At 72.7% G+C, this 19,819-nt stretch carries 22 protein-coding genes; 12 read left to right on the top strand and 10 right to left on the bottom strand.

Annotated features, from left to right (window positions below; translation table 11 throughout):
- Positions 1 to 23 precede the first annotated feature (23 nt).
- Positions 24 to 992: an ALF repeat-containing protein gene (locus ADK86_RS19945; RefSeq protein ID WP_053697774.1), complete on the top strand. Its 969-nt coding sequence runs from the start codon at positions 24 to 26 to the stop codon at positions 990 to 992.
- 51 nt (positions 993 to 1,043) lie between these two features.
- Here ADK86_RS19945 and ADK86_RS19940 read toward each other — a convergent pair whose 3' ends face one another.
- Positions 1,044 to 2,162, bottom strand: coding sequence for a questin oxidase family protein (locus tag ADK86_RS19940; RefSeq protein WP_053697773.1), 1,119 nt, complete (start codon positions 2,160 to 2,162; stop codon positions 1,044 to 1,046).
- An 81-nt stretch (positions 2,163 to 2,243) separates the two neighbouring features.
- Here ADK86_RS19940 and ADK86_RS19935 point away from each other — a divergent pair, with 81 nt between their 5' ends.
- Positions 2,244 to 2,741, top strand: a complete 498-nt coding sequence (locus tag ADK86_RS19935) for a MarR family winged helix-turn-helix transcriptional regulator (protein WP_053697772.1) — start codon at positions 2,244 to 2,246, stop codon at positions 2,739 to 2,741.
- Between the two features lie 37 nt (positions 2,742 to 2,778).
- On the opposite strand, the gene ADK86_RS19930 is transcribed toward ADK86_RS19935, so the two are convergent.
- The gene (locus ADK86_RS19930; RefSeq protein ID WP_053697771.1) at positions 2,779 to 3,561 is read right to left on the bottom strand and encodes a VOC family protein; all 783 of its coding nucleotides are present in this window, start codon (positions 3,559 to 3,561) and stop codon (positions 2,779 to 2,781) included.
- A gap of 278 nt (positions 3,562 to 3,839) precedes the next feature.
- On the opposite strand from ADK86_RS19930, the gene ADK86_RS19925 reads away from it, so the two are divergent.
- From ADK86_RS19925 to ADK86_RS19915, 3 genes are all read left to right on the top strand, one after another.
- Positions 3,840 to 4,502 (top strand): hypothetical protein, encoded by a 663-nt coding sequence (locus ADK86_RS19925; RefSeq protein WP_234345941.1) that lies wholly within the window; start codon positions 3,840 to 3,842, stop codon positions 4,500 to 4,502.
- Positions 4,503 to 4,682: 180 nt separating this feature from the next.
- Entirely contained in the window at positions 4,683 to 5,318 is a 636-nt protein-coding gene (locus ADK86_RS19920; RefSeq protein WP_053697769.1) for a hypothetical protein, read from the top strand.
- Between the two features lie 7 nt (positions 5,319 to 5,325).
- On the top strand, positions 5,326 to 5,913 hold the full coding sequence (locus ADK86_RS19915; protein ID WP_053697768.1) for a hypothetical protein: 588 nt from the start codon (positions 5,326 to 5,328) through the stop codon (positions 5,911 to 5,913).
- On the opposite strand, the gene ADK86_RS19910 is transcribed toward ADK86_RS19915, so the two are convergent.
- On the bottom strand, positions 5,903 to 6,085 hold the full coding sequence (locus tag ADK86_RS19910; RefSeq protein ID WP_031190708.1) for a DUF397 domain-containing protein: 183 nt from the start codon (positions 6,083 to 6,085) through the stop codon (positions 5,903 to 5,905). The two genes, ADK86_RS19915 and ADK86_RS19910, sit on opposite strands and share 11 nt — an antisense overlap.
- Positions 6,082 to 6,894 carry a helix-turn-helix domain-containing protein gene (locus ADK86_RS19905; protein WP_043980044.1) on the bottom strand — a complete coding sequence of 271 codons (813 nt, stop codon included), beginning with the start codon at positions 6,892 to 6,894 and terminating at the stop codon, positions 6,082 to 6,084. Before ADK86_RS19905 ends, ADK86_RS19910 begins: the two co-directional genes overlap by 4 nt.
- 77 nt (positions 6,895 to 6,971) lie before the next feature.
- Here ADK86_RS19905 and ADK86_RS19900 point away from each other — a divergent pair, with 77 nt between their 5' ends.
- A complete protein-coding gene (locus ADK86_RS19900) occupies positions 6,972 to 7,280 on the top strand; it encodes a hypothetical protein (RefSeq protein WP_053697767.1) in 309 nt (102 codons plus the stop codon).
- A 118-nt stretch (positions 7,281 to 7,398) separates the two neighbouring features.
- Positions 7,399 to 8,103, top strand: a complete 705-nt coding sequence (locus tag ADK86_RS19895; protein WP_053697766.1) for a pyridoxine/pyridoxamine 5'-phosphate oxidase — start codon at positions 7,399 to 7,401, stop codon at positions 8,101 to 8,103.
- 40 nt (positions 8,104 to 8,143) lie between these two features.
- On the opposite strand, the gene ADK86_RS19890 is transcribed toward ADK86_RS19895, so the two are convergent.
- Both ADK86_RS19890 and ADK86_RS19885 read right to left on the bottom strand, forming a co-directional pair.
- Positions 8,144 to 8,938, bottom strand: a complete 795-nt coding sequence (locus ADK86_RS19890; RefSeq protein WP_053697765.1) for a phytanoyl-CoA dioxygenase family protein — start codon at positions 8,936 to 8,938, stop codon at positions 8,144 to 8,146.
- A 64-nt stretch (positions 8,939 to 9,002) separates the two neighbouring features.
- Positions 9,003 to 9,503, bottom strand: coding sequence for a GNAT family N-acetyltransferase (locus tag ADK86_RS19885; RefSeq protein ID WP_053697764.1), 501 nt, complete (start codon positions 9,501 to 9,503; stop codon positions 9,003 to 9,005).
- 152 nt (positions 9,504 to 9,655) lie between these two features.
- Between ADK86_RS19885 and ADK86_RS19880 the strand changes: the two genes are divergently transcribed.
- The gene (locus ADK86_RS19880; protein ID WP_053697763.1) at positions 9,656 to 10,633 is read left to right on the top strand and encodes an alpha/beta hydrolase family protein; all 978 of its coding nucleotides are present in this window, start codon (positions 9,656 to 9,658) and stop codon (positions 10,631 to 10,633) included.
- 91 nt (positions 10,634 to 10,724) lie between these two features.
- On the opposite strand, the gene ADK86_RS19875 is transcribed toward ADK86_RS19880, so the two are convergent.
- Both ADK86_RS19875 and ADK86_RS19870 read right to left on the bottom strand, forming a co-directional pair.
- The gene (locus tag ADK86_RS19875; RefSeq protein ID WP_053697762.1) at positions 10,725 to 11,276 is read right to left on the bottom strand and encodes a hypothetical protein; all 552 of its coding nucleotides are present in this window, start codon (positions 11,274 to 11,276) and stop codon (positions 10,725 to 10,727) included.
- 264 nt (positions 11,277 to 11,540) lie between these two features.
- Positions 11,541 to 11,990, bottom strand: a complete 450-nt coding sequence (locus tag ADK86_RS19870; RefSeq protein ID WP_053697761.1) for a Zn-ribbon domain-containing OB-fold protein — start codon at positions 11,988 to 11,990, stop codon at positions 11,541 to 11,543.
- A 133-nt stretch (positions 11,991 to 12,123) separates the two neighbouring features.
- Here ADK86_RS19870 and ADK86_RS19860 point away from each other — a divergent pair, with 133 nt between their 5' ends.
- The 4 genes from ADK86_RS19860 (at position 12,124) to ADK86_RS19845 (ending at position 17,644) form a co-directional block, all read left to right on the top strand.
- Positions 12,124 to 13,377 carry a flavin-containing monooxygenase gene (locus tag ADK86_RS19860; protein WP_234345940.1) on the top strand — a complete coding sequence of 418 codons (1,254 nt, stop codon included), beginning with the start codon at positions 12,124 to 12,126 and terminating at the stop codon, positions 13,375 to 13,377.
- A 282-nt stretch (positions 13,378 to 13,659) separates the two neighbouring features.
- On the top strand, positions 13,660 to 15,915 hold the full coding sequence (locus ADK86_RS19855) for an acetate--CoA ligase family protein (protein ID WP_053697758.1): 2,256 nt from the start codon (positions 13,660 to 13,662) through the stop codon (positions 15,913 to 15,915).
- Positions 15,916 to 16,102: 187 nt separating this feature from the next.
- Positions 16,103 to 16,909, top strand: coding sequence for an enoyl-CoA hydratase/isomerase family protein (locus ADK86_RS19850; RefSeq protein WP_053697757.1), 807 nt, complete (start codon positions 16,103 to 16,105; stop codon positions 16,907 to 16,909).
- A gap of 63 nt (positions 16,910 to 16,972) precedes the next feature.
- Positions 16,973 to 17,644, top strand: coding sequence for a flavin reductase family protein (locus ADK86_RS19845; RefSeq protein WP_234345939.1), 672 nt, complete (start codon positions 16,973 to 16,975; stop codon positions 17,642 to 17,644).
- 45 nt (positions 17,645 to 17,689) lie between these two features.
- Here ADK86_RS19845 and ADK86_RS19840 read toward each other — a convergent pair whose 3' ends face one another.
- Together ADK86_RS19840 and ADK86_RS19835 are read right to left on the bottom strand one after the other, a co-directional pair.
- Positions 17,690 to 18,760, bottom strand: a complete 1,071-nt coding sequence (locus ADK86_RS19840) for a Zn-dependent alcohol dehydrogenase (protein ID WP_030591207.1) — start codon at positions 18,758 to 18,760, stop codon at positions 17,690 to 17,692.
- Positions 18,760 to 19,819 (bottom strand): acyl-CoA dehydrogenase family protein (locus ADK86_RS19835; protein WP_053697756.1); only part of this gene is annotated, 1,060 nt, incomplete at its 5' end. The genes ADK86_RS19835 and ADK86_RS19840, both read right to left, overlap by 1 nt.

The following is a 19,819-nucleotide window of genomic DNA, read 5'->3' as shown; positions in this document are numbered from 1 at the left end:
CATGGAAAATCGAGTGTGAACGCATGAAGAAGCAGGCCCGTCTCACGGCCTTCCTCGCGGCTGCCGCCGTCGCGCCGGCCGTCCTTTTCTCCTCCCCCGCGGTTGCCGCCGAGGCACCGTCCACGGCCAGGTCGGCGCCGGACCAGGGCCCGGAGACGACGCCGGACGAGGCCGCGAAGCAGCAGGCCCGGTCCGAACTGGAGGACCGGATCAAGGTCTCGCAGATCGCCTCCGACAAGAACTCCGGCCGCGGGGTCCGCCGGGAGGCGAACAAGGCGCTCGACGGCACGGCGGAGGACGTGCGCCGGTTCCTGGAGACGGGGCTGGCCAAGGCGCGCGACGAGGACAACCGCGTGGCGGTCATCCGGACCCTGTCCGGCAAGTACGTCGGCCGGAACGTCCGCGACGCCGTGGACAAGGCGATGGACGGCACTCCGCAGGACCGCGTGTACTACCTCGAAGAGGGGTACCGCTTGGCGCAGCGCGCGGACAACCGGGTGCACACGCTCCAGATCATCAGCATCGGTGGCCCCGCAGTGCGGGAAGCGGGCAAGGAGGCGCTCCGCAGCGAGGACGACGCCGTCATCCTGCACTTCCTCGACGCAGGCCAGTACGAGGCCCGCGCCAAGGACGAGGCCGCCCGGAAGAAGGCCGAAGAGGAGAAGGCAGCCAAGGACAAGGCCGCGAGGGACAAGGCGGCCAAGGACAAGGCAGCCGAAGAGAAGGCCGCGAAGGACGAGACCGCCAAGGACGGCGGCAAGGGCGGTGCGGGCACGGACGGCAAGACCGTCACCCCCGCCACCGACGTCCGTTCCGGCGGCGAGCACGGCACCACCTCCTCGGTCGCCGTCTCCGGCGGCACCTCCCTGGCCGCCACCGGCGTCAGCCCGGCCACTCCGTGGGCCCTCGGCGGCGCCGCCGTCGCGGTCACCGCGGGCGCCGGGCTGGTGATCGCCGGCCGTCGCCGTACCGCCGCCCCCGAGCGCGGCTGATCCCTTACGGATACGGCGGGACGACCGGCCGCCCGGCCGTCCCGCCCCGCCTCACTTCCCCAGCGGCGCGATCCGCCGCTGTGCCACCGCCACCGCCGCCCGGAACCGCGGGTCGGGCCGCAGCGCGTACTCCCGGCGGCACGCCTCGGTGAACTTCAGTACGTGTTCGTCCCCGTGCTCCACGGCCCGCGCGCTCAACTCATCCAACGACGGTGGTTCCGCGCCCGGTTCAGGGGACAGCTCGGCCTGCCAGGCCCCCGTTCCCTCCCCGCGCCGGCTCGTCGTGAAGGCGAGCAGCAGCGCCGTGTGCACCTGCCACAGCGCGGCCAGCGTCGGTTCGTACTGGTCGGCGGGCAGGTGCGGCAGGACGAGCCGGGCGGCGGCGGGCGCGGTGACGCCGTGGATCAGCGGCACCGGAAAAACCTCGTCGTGGCTCAGGTACACGTCGGAGAACTGGGCCGTCATCTCGCTCAGCAGGTACGGCGCGTGCTCGACGGCCAGCGCGTCCAGCGCCTCGGCGTAACCTGGCAGGTCGGCGAGGCGCGCCAGCCTGCCGCGCGCGACGCCCGGATGCATCGGCCCGCCGTCACCCGGTACGCGCGGCAGCGCCGCGATCGCCCCCGCCAGGTCGTACGAGCCGCGCAGCCGCGCCTGCCCGGGGAGGGCGGTGTAACGGGCGGCCCAGTACGCCAACCCGCGCGCCAGCTCGGCCAGTTGGAATGGCGTCGGCTTGCCGTCGGCCGCCCCGTACAGGGCCCGTACCGCATGTGCCGTACGGATCAGCCCGTGTGTCAGCCCCGCGAAGAGCCCCGGCAGCAGGCGTGGCCACCAGCGGGCGAGCACATCGCGCCACGGGGCGTCGGCCAGTTCCCGTACGAACAGCCGCTCCCAGTCACCGGCCCGGTCGAACGCGCCGAGCGCCGGCCGCCAGGACGTCTCGTCGTCGGGGTCGAGCGGGAAGCGGGCGGCGGGCGGCTCGTGGTGGGGCATCGCGACCCGGTAGCGCTCCACCCACCCGGCCACCTCCCCCTCGTACCCGAGCACCGCCAGCGCCTCGGCGCCCATCGGCCCGTGGTTGGCCAGGTCCACCCCGGCACCTCGTTCGTACCCCAGGTCGTCCATGCGCTCCAGGGCTTCGTTGACCGCGTCGTGATAGCTGATCGACGGCATGCGCCTGCTCCTTCCGGAGGTCGCGGTCCCCGTGATCCGGAGACCAACGGTTTGGAAATCCAAACCATCTAGACTCGCAGTATGCCGCACGCTCCTCAGACCGAAAGCGCCGGGCATCCCGTCCGGGTACCGGCCCCCGCGGACGTCGAGGTCATCGGCCTGATCCCGCTGCTCGCCCCGTACTTCCGCAAGGGGCTCGTCGAGGGCGCCATGCCCGAGCCGCTGCTCGGCACCATGAAGGCGCACCACCTCACCCCGCGCCACGGAGCGGTGCTGCCGCAGCTCCTCGCGGGCGAGCTGACCGTCGGCGAGCTGGCCCGGCGCCTGCGGGTCTCCCTGCCGACCGCTTCCGAGCTGGTCGGCGCCCTGAACCGGGCCGGCATCGTGGAACGCAGCGAGGACCCGGCCAACCGCCGCCGGGTCCTCGTCTCCCTGTCCGCCGACTACCGCCCCGCGATCGAGCGGTTCATCGCGACCCGCTCCGAGCCGCTGCTGCGCGCCCTCGACACCCTCTCGCCGCGCGACCGCGCGGGCTTCGTCGCGGGCCTGGCGGCGTGGACGCGCGAGATACTGGCGTAAGGACACATCAGGGCATATCGGGGGGCGCGTTACGGGCTCACGCCTTCGGCCGCGCCCCAATCACGAACTCGGTGCCGAACGGATCGGTGATCCGCGCCTGCCGCACGTACACGGTGTCCTCCGGCTCCCCCGCCGTGCCACCGGCCGCGACCACCCGCGCCACCGCCGCGTCCGTGTCCGCGACCTCGAAGATCGTCGCCCAGCCCGCCGCCCCGGCGGACGGGTCGCCCATGATCCCGCCGATCTCGTGCCCGTCCGGGCGGCGCAGGAACGTGAAGTCGGTGTCCGGCATATCGGGGTTGGAGTCCAGCGTGTAGCCGAAGACGGCCGCGTAGAAGGCGCGGGCCGGGGCGGGGTCCGGGGCGGTCAGGTCGTTGCGTACGAGGGCGTTGGGCTCGTTGACGACCTCGCAGCCGAGGCGGGCGCGGCCCTGCCACAGCCCGAACTGCGCGCCCACGGGGTCCTCGGCGACCGCCGCCCGCCCGTAGTCCCGGATTTCCACCGGCCCCCACAGGACCCGGCCGCCCGCGTCCGCGATCCGCTTGGCCGTGCCGTCGCAGTCCTCGGTCGCCATGAACATGGTCCACGCGCCGCCCGCCGCACCGGACCGCTCCATGAGCCCCGCCGCACGCCGCCCGTCGACCAGCCCGACGGCGTACCGGCCGTGCGTCGTCGCCTCCGCGGTCTCCCCCACTGCCCCCGTCTCGTACGTCCAGCCGAACAGCGCGCCGTAGAAGTCCATGGCCCGGTCCAGGTCGGGCACGGTCAGCTCGATCCAGGTGGGCGTTCCGTCGGGCTGGTTTCCGGTGACACGGCTCATGACGTGCTCCTCACGGTACGGGGCGGCCGGCCGGCCGCGCTGGCCCGGTACCTCCGACGCTAGGCGCCATACAGGACGGAAGGCGTCCTATATGGGCCAGGGTTCACGGGAACTCCTGTAACACCACTGCACGCCCGTCTACGGCACCCCGTTACGTCCCCGCCGAAGCGCTGCAACAAAGGGCAGCCACCATCAAGCGCACACGGCCGCCCCGCCCGCCGGCCCTGCCAGTTCCTATCGGAAGCGACGACCCGATGCTCCGCCATTTGCCGCCCCCCGTGCGGCGCGCTCTGACCGCCGTACCGGCGCTCGCGCTCTCCGTGGCCGCCGTCTGCACGCTGCTGAGCGGCTGCGACGGTACCGGGAAGCCGAGGGGCGCCGGGCACGCGGTGGCTGCCGCGGCGCCCGAACGGCTGTGGCCGGGCAGGCCGCTCCCGCCGCCGCTGGGGAAGCCGGACGATCCGCCGAAGCCGATGCCGTTGCGGTCGGTGCCGCGCGTACCGTCCGGCGACATACGCCGGGTCACCGCCCTCGCCGTGGCCCGGGCCGCCGTCGAGGACACCGGCAGCACGGTCGGCTGGGACGCCACGACCAAGGGCATCAAGGAGTGCCGGACCATCGGCCGCGAACCGTGCCCCGTTCTGGCCCCGCACTACCGGGACCTGAACGGCGACGGCAAGGAGGAATTGCTGCTCGGCGTCGAGGCGGAGCAGCGTTTTCTGCTGCTGTGGGCCTTCACCGTGCAGGACGGAGTGATCACCAAAGTTCTGGACGACTGGGTGCGCCCGCTGTCGGTCGAGGTCTCCGGCCATGACGTCACCGTGCGGGAAGCTGCCGAGAAGGGCGGCTACGACCTGCGCAAGGTCTACTCCTGGGACGGGCGCCTCCAGGCGATGAAGGAGCGGATCACCGAGTACGTGGAATCCGGCCGCGGGAAATGACCCGGAGAATGCCTGTCGTCACCGCATTCCCCCACCGAATTGCCGCGATGACGTACAGCCAACATCATGTGCGGTGTGGCCCCTGCTCTGCCCCGCCCTGCCGGGCCCGACGGAAATGACGTACCGACCGGAAATGCCGCACCCACCGGAAATGACCTACCGACCGGAAATGACGTACCGATGCGCCGGCCCCTGACGCTCGCCCTCGTATGCGCGTCCGCGCTGCTGAGCGGCTGCGCCGTGACCGGCGATCCGAAGAGCGCGGGGCGGACCCCCGCGGCCAGCGCTCCCGAACAGGCGTGGGCCGCCCCCAAGTCCCCCGAGCCCCTGGGGCCGCCCAACTCCGCCGGCCGGCCGACCCCGCTGCGGACGTTGCCGCGCGTGCCGTCCGGCGACATCCACCAGATCGCGCCGCTCACCATCGCCCGCGCCGCGGCGGCGCCGATGGACGCGTCGGACGACACGGTGAAGAAGATCAAGGAGTGCCGCTCCCTCGGGCAGCGGCCGTGTGCCGTACAGGCCCCCCGCTACCGGGACCTCAACGGCGACGGCAAGGACGACCTCCTCCTGGCCATCGGGACGGGCAACGCCTGGGTGTCCCTGTGGGCCTTCACCGTCAAGGACGGAGTGATCACCCAGATCCTGGGCGTCTCGAACAGCGCCCGGTCGGTCGAGCTCTCGGGCCGCGACGTGATCGTGTGGGACCCGGTGGAGGCGGGCGGCTACGACATACGCCGCGTCTTCTCATGGGACGAGCGCCTCCAGGCCATGAACGAACGCGTGACCGAGTACGTCGAGTCCAGCCCCCGGAAATAACCCACCGATGCGCCGCTCACTGATGCCCTGCCTGGTGTGCGCGTCCGTGCTGCTGAGCGGCTGCGCGGCGACCGGCGCGCCGAAGAGCGCCGGGCGTACGGCGGCCGTGTCGGCGCCGTCCCGGCTGTGGCCCGGCCGTACGGCTCCGCCGCAGCCCACCGAGCCGCCGGAGGCGGCCGACACCCCGAAGCCGTTGCGGGCGTTGCCGCGCGTGTGGTCCGGTGACATGCGTCAGGTTTCGGCGCTCGACGTGGCACGGGCCGTGGACAAGGGGTGCCGGGCTGCCGGGCGGGCGCCGTGCCGCACGGAGACGCCGCAGTACCGGGATCTTACGGGTGACGGCAAGGACGAGTTGCTGCTCGGCGTCGCGTCCGGAAAGACGTTTCTCTCCCTGCGGGCCTTCACGGTCAGGGACGGGGTGGTCACCCAGATCATGGACGCCGAGGTGACCCCCTCGTCGGTCGAACTCTCGGGCCGCGACGTACTCGTCCGGGAACCCGCCGCCTACGCGGGGTACGACCTGCGTCGCATCTACACGTGGGATGCGCACTTGCAGGTCATGAACGAACGCGTCACGGAGTACGTCAGACGATGAGGCGGAGGAACTCCGCCCAGGCGGTGGGGGGTACGGCGAGCGCCGGGCCGGATTTGTTCTTGGAGTCGCGTATGTGGATGGTGGTGGGGGTTGGGGCGACTTCGACGCAGGTTTCGCCATCGGGGTTGCTGTGACTGCTTTTGAACCAGGTCAGTTCGGAATCCACACTCACCCTGCCAGCTTCTCGACGAATTCCAGCGACCTCTGCGGGTCCATGGCCTGGGCCCTGAGGGCGGCGATCCTCTGGGCGTACTGATTGGCCTCAACCGGCCTCGTCAGCAACCTACCCTTGCCCTGCCCCTCCATGAAGATGCTGAAGCGCCCGTCCGGGGAGAACAGCACGTCCAGCGGCCCGCCGAGTCCCGCGTGCTTGGTCACGTTCGTGGGCATTACCTGCAACATGACGTGCTCCAGCTCGCGAAGCGTCTCCACGATGTGAAGCAGGCACCTCTTGAATGCCGTGGCACCGCCGATCGGTCGCTCGAAGACCGACTGCTCAACCACGAAGCTCACCGTCGGGGCCGGATCCCGGACGAGCGCGGATTTCCGTTCCAGTCGCTCTTCCACCAGCCGCTCGAGTTCGCTCTTGCTGTACGCCGGCAGCCGGGTCCGGAACAGGGCCCAGACGTAGTCAGGTGCCTGCAACAACCCGGGCAGCACCAGGCACTGGTACCCCTCGACACTCAGAGCCTCGGCCTCCAACGCCTTCCACTCCAGGAACTGGTCACGCCCTGACTCCTGCTCCATCAGGCTGATACACGACTCCAGCTCACCTTCGGCGGCGGTGAGCCGGTCGGCCTCGGTCAGGAATCCCGCGCTCGGAATACGCCCTCCGCGCTCGTACGCCCCCTCCAGCGATACCGACACGTGGGTCTCACGAGCCAGTTCCTTCTGCGTCATTCCCGCACGCTGACGCCAGGAGCCGATAAGCCTCCCGACATGTACGCGCGCGGCAGATGGTTCCGGGCTGTAAGCCGCCATGATCAACCACCCCACACTTTCCCTTGTACGACGCTTACGTCTGGTGACGCTACGCACACCCGCCGACCCTTGATGACATGACGACGAAAGACCACCCCGACGAGCCCCGCCTCCTCCCCTGGGCCAATCAGGACGGCAAGCCTTGTTACGTGATCGGGGAGGGCCGCGGCCTCGTGTCCGACTTCGCGGACGAACTCGAAGAGTTGCAACTGTGCACCGCCATCGAGGTGTTGGACCACTCGCGCGCGAGCCTCAACCGCGCCGAACCACTCACCCCCACCGAGCTCCTGTTCATCACCAACCGGCTCACGGAGTCACTGACCGACGCCGTACGCGTGGCCGACAGCCGGGGCCGACGACTCGGCCAGGCCCTTCACGCACCGTAAGCGCGGACGTGGACGACGGCGGGCAGCGCGTAACCACGCTGCCCGCCGCCAAGCCGTACACGTACGCCACACCCGCCTCCCGGAACCCACCGCGCCACGCGCGGCTAGGCTGCCGGACATGGTGGATCACCCGGCTGAAAGCCAACCCTCGGACCCCGCCGCCGCCGACCGCTTCCGCGCGCTCCTGCGCACGCTTCGCGTCTGGGACTGCGCGCTGCCCGCCATCGATCCGGACCCCGCGCACGCCCCGGCCCACCCGCTGCCCCTCTTCCGGCAGTGGCTGCGGGAGGCGGCCGACGCGGGCGTGCCCGAGCCGCACACCATGACGCTCGCGACGGCGGACGCGTCCGGCGACCCCAACGTACGGACCGTGATGCTGCACGACGCCGACGCGCGCGGCTGGCACTTCGCCACCCACCGGCACAGCCGCAAGGGCCGCGAACTCGCCGCCCGCCCGCGCGCCGCCCTCGGCTTCTACTGGCCGGCGCTCGGCCGCCAGGTCCGCGTACGGGGCCACGTCACCGAGGCGGGTCCGGAGGAGAGCGCGGCCGACCTGCACCGCCGCTCGACGGGCTCCCTGGCCGCCGCCCTCGTGGGCCACCAGAGCGAAACGCTCACCTCGTACGCGGAACTGGAACGCGCCTCGGAGGCGGCCTGGGAACGCGCACAGCAGGAGCCGGACGCCTCGGTACCGAGCTGGACGCTCTACGTGCTGGACCCCGACGAGGTCGAGTTCTTCCAGGGGGACGCGCGACGGCGGCACGTACGGATCAACTACCGCAAGGACGGCGGGGGCTGGGCACGCGAGCTGCTCTGGCCGTAACCCTGGCCTGCCCATGGCCTATCCCTGACCTGCTCCTGGCCTACCCCTGGCTGTCCGGCCGGATAGCCTCTCGGCCCAAGCCGCGGCGGATCGCGATCTCCACGGGGGAGTACGCGCCGTCGGCCCGCTCCAGTTCGTACGGCGCGGCCGGCATCAGCGGCGGCTGGGCCATGAAGCGCGGCCGCGTCCCGTGGTGCGGCTGGGCCGCGTGCACCAGGAACGGGTGGCACAGGAAGACGTCGCCCGGGGACCCGGTGGCGAGGGCGAGTGGCCGGTGGTCGGACGCCGCCACCAGATCAGGTGCGAGGGTCAGCCCGCTCGCCCCGTCCTCCCCGTACCGCTCCAGCACCTTCGGCACGTCGAGGTGGGAGCCGACCCGGATGCGGGTCGGGGCGTCCTCCTCGCCGACCTCGCTGAACAGGAACAGCATCAGCAGCGCCCGGCCCCGGGAGCGCAGATTGGTGAAGGCCCAGCTCTCGCCCTCCGGCAGGTAGCTCCCCTCGATGTGCCAGCCCGCGTCGTCCGGCTCCTCCGCGTGCGGAAAGCGCAGCGGGAACGTGCCGAGCGAGTAGCGCGGCTCCCAGCGTCCCGCGCCGACGAGCAGGTCGTACGCGCGGTGCAGGTCCGGGGAGTTGGGCGCGGCGGCGAACGGCCCCTGCCCCAGGCCCGGCACCCAGTGCACGGGCTGCGTCCACGTCGCCGGATCGTCCGGGTCGCAGCCCGTCTCCCGCCACAGCAGCCGCGCGCAGTCCGCGGCCACGCGCGGCGCGACGGCGCCTTCCAGCTTCACGAAGCCGTCGCGGAGGAAGCGGGATACCAAAGTCGAGTCGTCCATGTCCTCATCGTGCGGCGGCGCCGGTCCCGGCCACCCGACACTTTCCGCACCGCTTTTGTCGGGCTCAGAAGCGCCGATACATGATGTGCAGCCCGACGTAACCCTTTGCGGGGTGCAGAAAGCCCTCGGGGAGCGTCGTCATGATCTCGAAGCCGAGGGACTGCCAGAGGGCGACGGCGCGCGTGTTGGTCTCGACGACCGCGTTGAACTGCATGGCACGGAAGCCGGCCGTACGGGCCCAGTTCACGGCGTACTCGCCGAGCGCCCGGCCCACGCCGCGGCCGCCGTGGGCCGGGTCGACCATGAAGGAGGCACTGGCGATGTGGGCGGCGGCGCCCATGTGGTTGGCGTTCATCTTGGCCGAGCCCAGGACCGTACCGGCGTCGTCCACGGCCACGACCGTGCGGGACGGCGGGGCGAGCATCCACATCTCCCGGCTCGTGGGCTCGTCCATGTCGCGGGGGTAGGTGTACGTGTCCCCCGCCGCCACGATGGCGCGGAAGAACGGCCAGATGGCGGGCCAGTCGGCCGCGGTCGCTTCTCGGATCAGCACGCGGGTCAGCATGGCGCGGGGCGGGCGGGGCGGGCCAGCGAATTCTCCCCGGGCTGCCGTCACCTCGGACGACCGTTGACGAAACGGAACGCTGTTCCGTATCGTCTTCGGCAACCGGAACATCGTTCCGCTTTGCGTTCGGCCACTGAAGGGAACCGCGCACCATGAGCGAACCGACCCCCGCCTCCGCCCCCGCTTCCACCCCCGCTTCCGCTCCCACCTCCGCCCCCGTCCTCTCGGTCAGCCCGGTGGTGCTGCCCGCGCCCGGCCGCCCCGTGGACCTCCACGTACGGGTCTCCGCGCCCGTGACCGGGGACAACCTGCCGGTCCTCCTCCTCTCGCACGGGCAGGGTTACTCGAACCACCTCTCCTCGCTGAACGGTTACGCGCCCCTCGCCAACTTCTGGGCGGCACACGGCTTCGTCGTCATCCAGCCCACCCACCTGAGTTCCCGCACGCTGACGCTGCCCGCCGACACGCCCGGGGCGCCGATGTACTGGCGGTCGCGGGCCGAGGACATGACTCGCGTCCTCGACCAGCTCGACGCGGTCGAGGCCGCCGTACCGCAGCTGGTCGGACGCCTGGACCGGAGCAGGGTCGCCGTGGCCGGGCACTCGATGGGCGGCCACACCGCGAGCCTGCTGCTGGGCGCGCGGCTCACCGACCCGGACGACGGCACGGAGGTGGACCTGACCGAGTCCCGGATCAAGGCGGGCGTCCTGCTCGCCGGGCCCGGCCGCGGCGGCGACGCCCTCACCCCCTTCGTGGCCGAGAACTGGCCCTTCTTCACCACCACGGACTTCTCCAAGATGGCCACGCCCACCCTCGTGGTCGCGGGCGACGAGGACGACTCCGCGCACCTCACGGTCAACGGCCCGGACTGGCACGCCGACCCCTACACCCTCGCCCCGGGCCCGAAGTCCCTGCTCACCCTCTTCGGCGCGGGCCACGGCCTCGGCGGGATCTCCGGCTACGACGTCGCCGAGACCACGGACGAGAACCCCGGGCGAGTGGCCGCGGTCCAGCGGCTGACCTGGGCGTATCTGCGTACCCAGCTCTACCCGGGAGACTCGGCCTGGCAGACGGCGTGCGAGGCGCTGGCGGCCGAGGCCGAGCCGCTGGGGCGGGTCGAGTCCAAGTAGGGCGTGGGGCGTGTGCTGTAGGGCGTGGGACGTGTCCTGTAGGCCGTGATGCGGCGGGACGGCCCGACAGCAGGAGGGCGCCGATGCCCGGTCAGGTCGAGGGGCGGCAGCGGCGTACGTAGTAGGCGAAGGTCAGCGCCAGCACCAGAGGACCCCACAACATGCCCGGGGTGATACAGACCTTCGCCAGCACCTCCCACCAGATGCTGGAGAACCCCAGCCCTTCGAAGCCGGGGACGTTGAGCCAGTGCAGCAGCGTGGGCGCCCAGAAGGCAGTCGCCCCCAGGCCGCCGAGCGCGGCCGGGACGACAGCCGCGAAGGGAGGAATGCGCTTGCCCCCGATGCCCGGCAGCCAGCGGGGCACCGTCTCGCCCCAGCCCCGCACCAGACCGAAGGAGAGCAGCGCCAACGCCTCCGAGACGATGCTGAGTCCGAACACGTAGGGGACGGCCCACCACACCCACTCCGGTGCGTTCGGATCGATCAGCCCCATCCTGAAGTCGAAGGCGAAGGGCAGACGCCACAGGCACTGCGGCAGCAGCAGAAGCGGGATCGCGTGCGCGGTGATGTCCGCCCATCTCGGGACGGGGCGCTCCGTGCCGTGCGGAGGCGTCACACAGGACTCAGGGCTGATCGTCGTCATGCCCTGGAGTCTTCGCGATCTTCGCTGGGGAGGCGTCGGCCCACGGCAGGGCTTTGCCTCCCCTGCGCGGGGGAAGGCGCGTCCGCCCGCGGAATGACCCCATGGCACCTGCGTCGCGGGCATGCGGCGGTGGGCCCGCGAAGGGGGCCGGGGGCGGCCTGGAGACCTACCCGATCGTCGTCCTCGTCGCCGTCATCACCCCGCTGATGGCTCCGCCACTGCTCCTCGGCGGCGCACTGACAGCACGTCCCGCTCGACGGGGGGTCAGGCGGGACCGAAGACGGGGACGGCTGGTTCCCGGGCGCCTTCCTCGGTCCCCCCGTACGTACGGAAACGCACCCGCAGCTCCATCCCGATGCGCAGGCCCACCTCCGCGCAGCCGACGATCTCCGTCATCATCCGGGGGCCCTCGGCCAGGTCCACGACCGCGGCCACGTACGGGACGCGCTCACCGAAGGGCGGCAGGTCGTTCCGGTGCACGACCGACCAGGTGTAGAGCGTGGCCCGGCCGCTCGCCTCCTCCCACGTCACGTCTTCGCTCCAGCAACGCGGGCAGAACTCGCGCGGGTAGTGATGCGCCGCCCCACAGCCGTCGGCGCGGCACCGGCGCAGCAGCAGGCGCCCCTCGGCCGCCGCCTCCCAGTAGGTGCGGCTGTAGACGTCGGGCTCGGGCAGGTCGAACCTGGGGGTGGTCTTTGACTGCACGGCGGACATCCATTCCGGCTGCGGCGCATGGAGCCTGACTAACCGTCAGTTCAGCGGATGTTGGCCGGGAAGCGCAAGGGGGCGGGTCCGGACCTGGCCGCGTACGGCGACACGCGGGCGCTCCGCGGTTACCCTCACCGGCATGCCGGACGCCGCAGCGCACGCCAGCTCTTCCGCATCCCGCTCCGCCGCATCCAGCACGCCGCCGGCCGCCGTTTCGCCCGTGTACGTCGTCGGGGGCGGGCCCGGCGGGCTCGCCACCGCCGCCGCGCTGGGCGCCCACGGCATCCGTGCCGTCGTCCTCGAAAAGGCGGACGCGGTGGGCGCCTCCTGGCGCGGGCACTACGACCGTCTGCGACTGCACACCACGCGCCGCCTCTCCGGCCTGCCGGGCCTGCCGATTCCGCGCCGGTTCGGGCGGTGGGTCGCGCGGGACGACGTGGTGCGCTACCTGGAGCAGTACGCGGAACACCACCACCTGGAGGTCGCCACGGGCGTCGAGGTGCGGCGCGTGGACCGTGCGGCGGGCGGCGGCTGGGCCCTGCACGCGAACGGCGGGCGCGAACTGGCCGCCCGTACGGTCGTGATCGCCACCGGCTACAACCACACCCCGCACCTCCCCGACTGGCCGGGCCGCGACGGCTACCCGGGCGAACTCCTGCACGCGGGCGACTACCGCAACGCGCGCCCCTACGCGGGCAAGGACGTGCTGGTCATCGGCACCGGCAACACCGGGGCCGAGATCGCGGTCGACCTGGCGGAGGGCGGCGCGGCGCGGGTGCGGCTGGCGGTACGCACCGCGCCGCACATCGTGCGCCGTTCGACGGCGGGGTGGCCCGCCCAGGCGACGGGCATCCTCGTACGCCGCCTGCCGCCGCGCGCGGTGGACCGGGCGGCCCATGTGATGCGCCGACTGTCCGTACCGGACCTGTCGGCACACGGCCTGCCGATGCCGGACACCGGGCTCTACAGCCGGGTGCTGGAGGGGGCGATCCCCGTGCAGGACGTGGGGCTGATCGATGCCGTACGGGACGGGGCGGTACGGCCGGTGGCGGCAGTGGCGTCCTTCGACGGCGGCACCGTACGCCTCACGGACGGCGACGCGATCGAGCCCGAGGTCGTCATCGCGGCCACGGGATACCGTCGCGGCCTGGACAACCTGGTAGGCCACCTGGACCTCCTCGACCCCCGCGGCCACCCACGCACCCACGGCGCTCACACCCTGCCATCCGCCCCCGGCCTGCACTTCACGGGCTACACGAACCCGATCAGCGGCATGTTCCGCGAACTAGCCCTGGACGCACGACGCATCGCACGCGCGATCGCGGCAGCGGAGGCCAGGGCCGACGGGGAGGCTGAGCCTGGGGCACCTGGGGCGTCGGCTGGCCTGCGTTGAGGTGGGGTGGGGGGCGGCGGGGCGGGCAGCCGAGGCGGGCGTCCGGAGTGGGCACCCGCGGTGGGAGCCCCGGCGGCAGCCTGGGGCGGACGCCTGAGGTGGCAGCGTGAGGCGGGTGCCTCACGGGGGCGGCCGAGGCCGCCACCCGGGCCCGGGGCCCGCCGGGGCGGGTGCCTGTGGGGGCGAAGGTGGTACGGGCTATTCCTGACGCGGCGTCAGTTGACCTAACCTGACTGGGCGTCAGTTGAATCGGCACTCGTCACACGGGAGCGGGCGTCAGCGATGCTTGGATCGACTTACGGCAGCCTCACCACTCACTCCAGCCCGGCCCGCGTGGTGGCGTGCGGGGCGACACCGCCGCACACGGTGCACGGTACGGCCGTACCGCACGCCGACGGCGCGCGCGACGGCAGCGCGGGGCCCGACCTGGACGTCAGCGGGCGTCCGCTGTACGCCCCCGTCCCCGACCTGGACCGGTTCTTCCGGCCCGAGGCCGTGGCGGTCGTCGGGGCCTCCGACCGCGAGGGGCGACCCAATACCGGGATCACCCGGCAGCTGATCGCGTGGGCCGAGCGGGTCGGTGCCCGCCTCCACCCGGTCAACCCGGGCCGTGACCGCGTCTTCGGCCTGCCCTGTCATCCCTCCGTCTCCGACCTGCCCGAACAGGTCGATCTCGCCGTACTGCTGGTCGCGGACCCGGTGCCGGTCATCGGGGAACTGGCCGACGCCAAGGTCAGGTTCGCGGTGGCCTTCGCCTCCGGCTTTGCCGAGACCGGGGCGGCCGGCGCGGCCGCCCAGGACCGGCTGGCCGAGGCCGTGGCCCGTACCGGCATCCGGCTGCTCGGCCCGAACACCAACCTCAACGCCTTCGAGTCGTTCCGCGAGGACCTTGACGGCCCCGCCATCGCCCTGATCACCCAGTCAGGCCACCAGGGCCGCCCCGTCTTCTCCCTCCAGGAGCTGGGCATCCGCCTCTCGCACTGGGCACCGACCGGCAACGAGGCCGATCTGGAGACCGCCGACTTCCTCTCCTACTTCGCCTCCCGTTCCGAGGTCGGGGCCATCGCCGCCTACGTCGAAGGGTTCAAGGACGGCCGCAGCTTCCTGCTCGCCGCCGACCGCGCGGCCCGCAACAAGGTCCCGGTGGTCGCCGTCAAGGTCGGCCGCACCGAGGCCGGGGCGCGTACCGCCGCCTCGCACACCGGCAAGCTCACCGGCGCCGACGCGGTGGTGGACGCGGCCATGCGGCAGTTCGGCGTGGTCCGGGTGGACGGGCTGGACGAGTTGCAGGACACCGCGGCCCTGCTCGCCCGCGCCCGTACGCCCACCGCCGACGGCGTCGCCGTCTATTCGATATCCGGGGGCACCGGCGCCCACTTCGCGGACCTGGCGACGGCCGCCGGGCTGCGGCTGCCCACGCTCGGCCGCGCGAAGCAGGACGAGCTGCACCAGTGGATCCCGGACCATCTCAGCGTCGCCAACCCGGTGGACAGCGGCGGGCACCCGGTGGGCGACCGGCGCGGCCGGCAGATCATCGACGCGATCCTGGCGGACCCGTCGGTCGGCGTACTGATCTGCCCGATCACCGGCCCGTTCCCACCGCTGAGCGACAAGCTCGCGCAGGACCTCGTGGACGCGGCGGAAGAGACGGACAAGCTGGTGTGCGTCGTCTGGGGCTCTCCCGTCGGCACCGAGGACGCCTATCGGCGCACCCTGCTGGGGTCGCGGCGGGTGGCGACGTTCCGTACGTTTGCCAACTGTGTCACGGCCGTGCGCGCCCATCTCGAACACCACCGCTTCACGGCCGCCTACCGCTCCCCCTTCGACGGCGCCCCGCGCGTCCCCTCCCCCGCCGCGCGCAAGGCGCGGGACCTGATGCGCCCGGGACAGCAGCTCAGCGAGCACGCGGCGAAGCAGCTGCTGCGTGCGTACGGGATCAGGGTGCCGCGCGAGCAGCTGGTGACCAGCGCGGCGGCGGCCGTGCGCGCGGCGAGCCTGGTCGGCTACCCCGTCGTCCTGAAGGCGTCCGCGCCGCGGCTCGCGCACAAGACGGAACTCGGGCTCGTGCGGACCGGGCTGACCTCCGCCAGCCAGGTCAGGGACACCTACCGGGAGCTGACCGACATCGCCCGCCACGAGGGCATCGAGCTGGACGGGGTGCTCGTCTGCCAGATGGTCGAGCGGGGTGTGGAGATGGTCGTGGGCGTCACACCGGACCCGCTCTTCGGGCCGACCGTGACCGTCGGGCTGGGCGGGGCGCTGGTCGAAGTGCTGCGGGACACCGCCGTCGGCGTGCCGCCCTTCGGCGAGGACCGGGCCCGCGCGATGCTCGGCGAGCTGCGCGGCCGCGCGCTGCTGGACGGGGTGCGCGGCGCGCCGCCCGCGGACGTGGACGCGCTGGTCGAGGTCGTGTTGCGCGTGCAGCGCATGGCGCTTGAACTGAGCGGCGAGCTGGCCGAGTTGGACATCAACCCGCTGATGGTGCTGCCGCGCGGGCAGGGCGCGGTCGCGCTCGACGCGCTGGCCGTCTGCCACTGACGGGCGGGCCGGACGCCCGGGCCGCCACCGGGCCCGTACGGACCGCACCGCCCCCGCAACCGCCGCCCCCACCGCTTGGAGCCGCTTCGCCATGTCACCCACCCCCGTTTCCCCCGAACCCGGCCGACCCGGGACCGAAGCCCACCGGCCCCCGGCCGATTCCCCCCGGCCCGGCGCCGCTGATTCCTTGATACTCCACACCACTGACAACGGCGTGCTGCGGATCACCCTCAACCGCCCGTCCGCCCTCAACGCCATCACCCCTGACCAGCGCGAACGCATCATCGCAAGACTTTCCGACGCCTCCGCCGACCCGGACGTGCGGGCCGTCGTCATCACCGCCACGGGCAAGGGATTCTGCGCGGGCGCCGACCTGCGCGGCGGGGCGGCCGATGCCTCCGGCTCCGCCGCCCAGCAGCCGCCCGAGCGCGTGGCGGGCGACGTGGCGCGTCTGATCCGGCTCGGCGCCCAGCGCCTCGTATCCGCCGTACTGGACTGCGAGAAACCCGTCCTCGCCGCCGTCAACGGCACCGCCGCCGGGCTCGGCGCGCACCTCGCCTTCGCCTGTGACCTGGTGGTGGCGGCCGAGTCCGCGACGTTCATCGAGGTGTTCGCGCGGCGCGGCCTCGTACCGGACGGCGGTGGCGCGTACCTGCTGCCCCGGCTCGTCGGACCGCAGCGCGCGAAGGAGCTGCTGTTCTTCGGCGACGCCGTCACGGCGGTCGAGGCCGAGCGGATGGGCCTGGTCAACCGGGTCGTGCCGGACGCGGGCCTGGAGAAGGCCGCACGGGACTGGGCGGACCGGCTCGCCGCCGGCCCGACCCGGGCCCTCGCCCTCACGAAGCAGCTGGTCAACGCCTCGCTGGAGGCCGACCGGGGCACGGCGTTCGCGGCCGAGGCGGCGGCTCAGGAGATCAACATGACGACGGCGGACGCGCGGGAGGGGGTCGCGGCCTTCGTGGAGCGCCGCCGGCCGACGTACCGGGGGCGGTGAGCCCCGGCGGGACGGGCCCGCCCGCGCCTTCAAAACTGACGGGCCATCAGGTTCAATGGACGCATGATGGGACACGCCGGTATGGCAGCCACCGCGGTGCGCTATCTGCGTTCGGTCGGCGCGCCGACCTCGGCCACGGCGCCGGATCCGGCCGACCGCGCCGCCGTACCGCCGCGCCCCGCCCTCAGAGCCGTACGGGAGGACGAGCGCGCGCCCCTCGACCCGGCCGACTTCCGCAACGTACTCGGCCACTTCGCCAGCGGCGTCACGATCATCACCGCGCCCGCACCCGCACCCGGAACGGCCGGGGCCGACGGCGCCGCGGCGCACGGCCCGGCCGGCTTCGCCTGCCAGTCGTTCGCGTCGCTGTCCCTGGACCCGCCGCTGGTCACGTTCATGGTGGCCCGTACGTCCACGACCTGGCCGCGGATCGCCCGCGCCGGTGTCTTCTGCGTCAACATCCTGGGGGCGGGCCAGGGGGCGCTGTGCCGGGCCTTCGCCGTCAGCGGCGCGGACAAGTTCGCGGGCGTCGCCCACACGCCGGCCCCCGTCACCGGCTCGCCCCGCCTCGCGGGCGTGCCCGCCTGGATCGACTGCGCGGTCCAGGCCGTGCACACCGGCGGCGACCACCTCATCGTCGTGGGACGGGTGGCCGCGCTCGGTACGGACACGGAGGCCGCGCAGGCCGGTCCGCTGCTGTTCCACCGGGGCACCTTCGGCCGCTTCAGCACCTGACGAGAGGCGGCGGGTCCGGGCGGCCAGGGATCAAGCGGCCACGGATCAGAACGTCAGCACGCCCCGCGCCAGCCGCCCCCGCCGCATGTCCTCCACCGCTTTCGCGAAGTCCTCGATCGCGTACGTCCGGGTCACCAGCTCGTCCAGGAGGAGGCGGCCCTCCGCGTAGAGGCGGGCGTAGCGGGCGATGTCGCGTTGCGGGCGGGCGGAACCGTAACGGCAGCCCAGGATGGACTTGTCCAGGTACATCGACGCGACCACGAACGACGCCTCGGCGGCGGCCGGCGGCACGCCGAGCAGCACCGCCTGCCCGTGCCGGTCGAGGAGGTCCACGGCCTGCCGGACCAGCCGCGTGCTGCCCACGCACTCGAAGGTGTGGTCGGCGCCCGTAGGCAGCACGGTCCGCACGGCCTCGACGGTGTCCGGCACCGCCGACGCGTCGACGAAGTGCGTCGCCCCGAACTGCCGCGCCACCGCCTCCTTCGCCGGATTGGCGTCCACCGCGACGATCACCGAGGCCCCGGCCAGCCGGGCGCCCTGGAGCACGTTCAGCCCGATGCCGCCCGCGCCGATGACCACCACCGTGTCCCCCGGTCCCACCCGCGCGCGGTTCAGTACGGCGCCGACCCCCGTCAGCACACCGCACCCGATCAACGCCGCCGAGGTCAGCGGAATCTCCCGGGCAATCCGCACCGCCTGCACGGCCTTGACGACCGTGCGCTCCGCGAAGGCCGAGTTGGACGCGAAGCCGTACACCGCCCGGCCGCCGTGCCGGAACGGCTTCCCGGGCCTGCCGATCGACGCGCGGCACATCGTGGGCCGGCCGCGGTCGCACTCCGCGCACGTCCCGCAGTTGGCCAGCGTGGACAGCGCGACATGATCTCCCGCCGTTACGTGTGTGACCCCGTCCCCCACCTCCTCGACCACGCCCGCACCCTCGTGCCCCAGCACCACGGGCACCGGATAAGGAATCGTCCCATCGACCACTGACACATCGCTGTGGCACAGCCCCGCCGCCCGGATGCCGACCAGCACCTCGCCCGGCCCCGGCCCCCGTACCTCCAGGTCGTCCACGACCCGCGGCGGCTGTCCGCCCTCGAAGATGACGCCCCTCATCAGTGCTTCCGCCCTCCGTCGAGGCCGAGCACACGCCCGGCGATGATGCCGCGCTGGATCTCGTCCGAGCCGCCGTAGATGGTGTCGGCCCGGCTGAACAGGAACCGCCGCTGCGCCGCGTCCAGCTCGTACGGCGCGTCCGCCGACCAGTCCCCGGGGCCGGACGCCGCGCCCGCCCCCCGTACATGCATCGCCAGCTCCCCCAACCGCTGATGCCACCCGGCCCACAACAGCTTCGCCACACTGGGCGCGCCCGCGTCACCAGCGGCGGGCCCAAGAGTGCGCAGCGCGTTCCAGCGCATGACACGCAGCTCGGCCCACTGCCGTACGAGCCGGTCCCGCAGTACAGGATCGTCCGCCGCACCGTTCCGTACGGCCTCCCCGATGACTTCGCCCAACTCCCGCCCGAAGGCGACCTGTTGCGCCAGCGTGGACACGCCACGCTCCAGCGCCAGCAGCCCCGTAGCCACCCGCCACCCGTCCCCAGGCCCCCCGACCACATGCTCGGCCCGCGCCACCGCACCATCGAAGAACACCTCGTTGAACGAGGCCGTACCCGTCAGCTGCCGGATCGGCCGCACCTCGATCCGCCCCGGCTGATCCATCGGCACCAGCAGAAAGGACAGCCCCCGACGCCGGCGCTCACCCGGATCGGTCCGGGCGAGCACAAAGATCCAGTCGGCCTCATGCGCCAACGAGGTCCAGATCTTCTGCCCGGTGATCCGATAGACACCCCCGTCCCGCACCGCCACCGTACGAACCGCCGCCAGGTCCGAGCCCGCCCCGGGCTCGCTGTACCCCTGGCACCACAGCTCCTCCCCCCGCGCGACAGGCGGCAGGAAACGATCCCGCTGCGCGGCGTCCCCGTACGCGATCAGCGTCGGAGCCAGCAGATTCTCACCGATATGCCCCACCCGCTCCGGCGCCCCCGCAGCCGCGTACTCCTCCGCCCACACCACCTGCTGCACAAGCGTGGCCGCCCGGTTCCCATACGCCCCGCAAGCACGATCCCACCCGATCCCGATCCACCCACCCCGCCCCAACTCCCGCTCCCAGGAG

It is taken from the genome of Streptomyces sp. NRRL F-5755 (assembly GCF_001279365.1).
Taxonomy (GTDB): Bacteria; Actinomycetota; Actinomycetes; order Streptomycetales; family Streptomycetaceae; genus Streptomyces; species Streptomyces rimosus.
This window is presented reverse-complemented; position numbering and strand designations above follow the sequence as displayed.

Excerpts from the sequence above, each read along its gene's own strand:
- ADK86_RS19890 (WP_053697765.1), bottom strand. The coding sequence starts at position 8,938 with ATGGACGACTCGACTTTGGTATCCCGCTTCCTCCGCGACGGCTTCGTG.
- ADK86_RS19870 (WP_053697761.1), bottom strand. The coding sequence starts at position 11,990 with ATGTCCGCCGTGCAGTCAAAGACCACCCCCAGGTTCGACCTGCCCGAG.
- ADK86_RS19875 (WP_053697762.1), bottom strand. The coding sequence starts at position 11,276 with ATGACGACGATCAGCCCTGAGTCCTGTGTGACGCCTCCGCACGGCACG.
- ADK86_RS19900 (WP_053697767.1), top strand. The coding sequence starts at position 6,972 with ATGACGACGAAAGACCACCCCGACGAGCCCCGCCTCCTCCCCTGGGCC.
- ADK86_RS19845 (WP_234345939.1), top strand. The coding sequence starts at position 16,973 with ATGATGGGACACGCCGGTATGGCAGCCACCGCGGTGCGCTATCTGCGT.
- ADK86_RS19935 (WP_053697772.1), top strand. The coding sequence starts at position 2,244 with ATGCCGCACGCTCCTCAGACCGAAAGCGCCGGGCATCCCGTCCGGGTA.
- ADK86_RS19885 (WP_053697764.1), bottom strand. The coding sequence starts at position 9,503 with ATGCTGACCCGCGTGCTGATCCGAGAAGCGACCGCGGCCGACTGGCCC.
- ADK86_RS19945 (WP_053697774.1), top strand. The coding sequence starts at position 24 with ATGAAGAAGCAGGCCCGTCTCACGGCCTTCCTCGCGGCTGCCGCCGTC.
- ADK86_RS19915 (WP_053697768.1), top strand. The coding sequence starts at position 5,326 with ATGCGCCGCTCACTGATGCCCTGCCTGGTGTGCGCGTCCGTGCTGCTG.
- ADK86_RS19930 (WP_053697771.1), bottom strand. The coding sequence starts at position 3,561 with ATGAGCCGTGTCACCGGAAACCAGCCCGACGGAACGCCCACCTGGATC.
- ADK86_RS19860 (WP_234345940.1), top strand. The coding sequence starts at position 12,124 with ATGCCGGACGCCGCAGCGCACGCCAGCTCTTCCGCATCCCGCTCCGCC.
- ADK86_RS19905 (WP_043980044.1), bottom strand. The coding sequence starts at position 6,894 with ATGGCGGCTTACAGCCCGGAACCATCTGCCGCGCGCGTACATGTCGGG.
- ADK86_RS19895 (WP_053697766.1), top strand. The coding sequence starts at position 7,399 with ATGGTGGATCACCCGGCTGAAAGCCAACCCTCGGACCCCGCCGCCGCC.
- ADK86_RS19920 (WP_053697769.1), top strand. The coding sequence starts at position 4,683 with ATGCGCCGGCCCCTGACGCTCGCCCTCGTATGCGCGTCCGCGCTGCTG.
- ADK86_RS19940 (WP_053697773.1), bottom strand. The coding sequence starts at position 2,162 with ATGCCGTCGATCAGCTATCACGACGCGGTCAACGAAGCCCTGGAGCGC.
- ADK86_RS19855 (WP_053697758.1), top strand. The coding sequence starts at position 13,660 with ATGCTTGGATCGACTTACGGCAGCCTCACCACTCACTCCAGCCCGGCC.
- ADK86_RS19840 (WP_030591207.1), bottom strand. The coding sequence starts at position 18,760 with ATGAGGGGCGTCATCTTCGAGGGCGGACAGCCGCCGCGGGTCGTGGAC.
- ADK86_RS19880 (WP_053697763.1), top strand. The coding sequence starts at position 9,656 with ATGAGCGAACCGACCCCCGCCTCCGCCCCCGCTTCCACCCCCGCTTCC.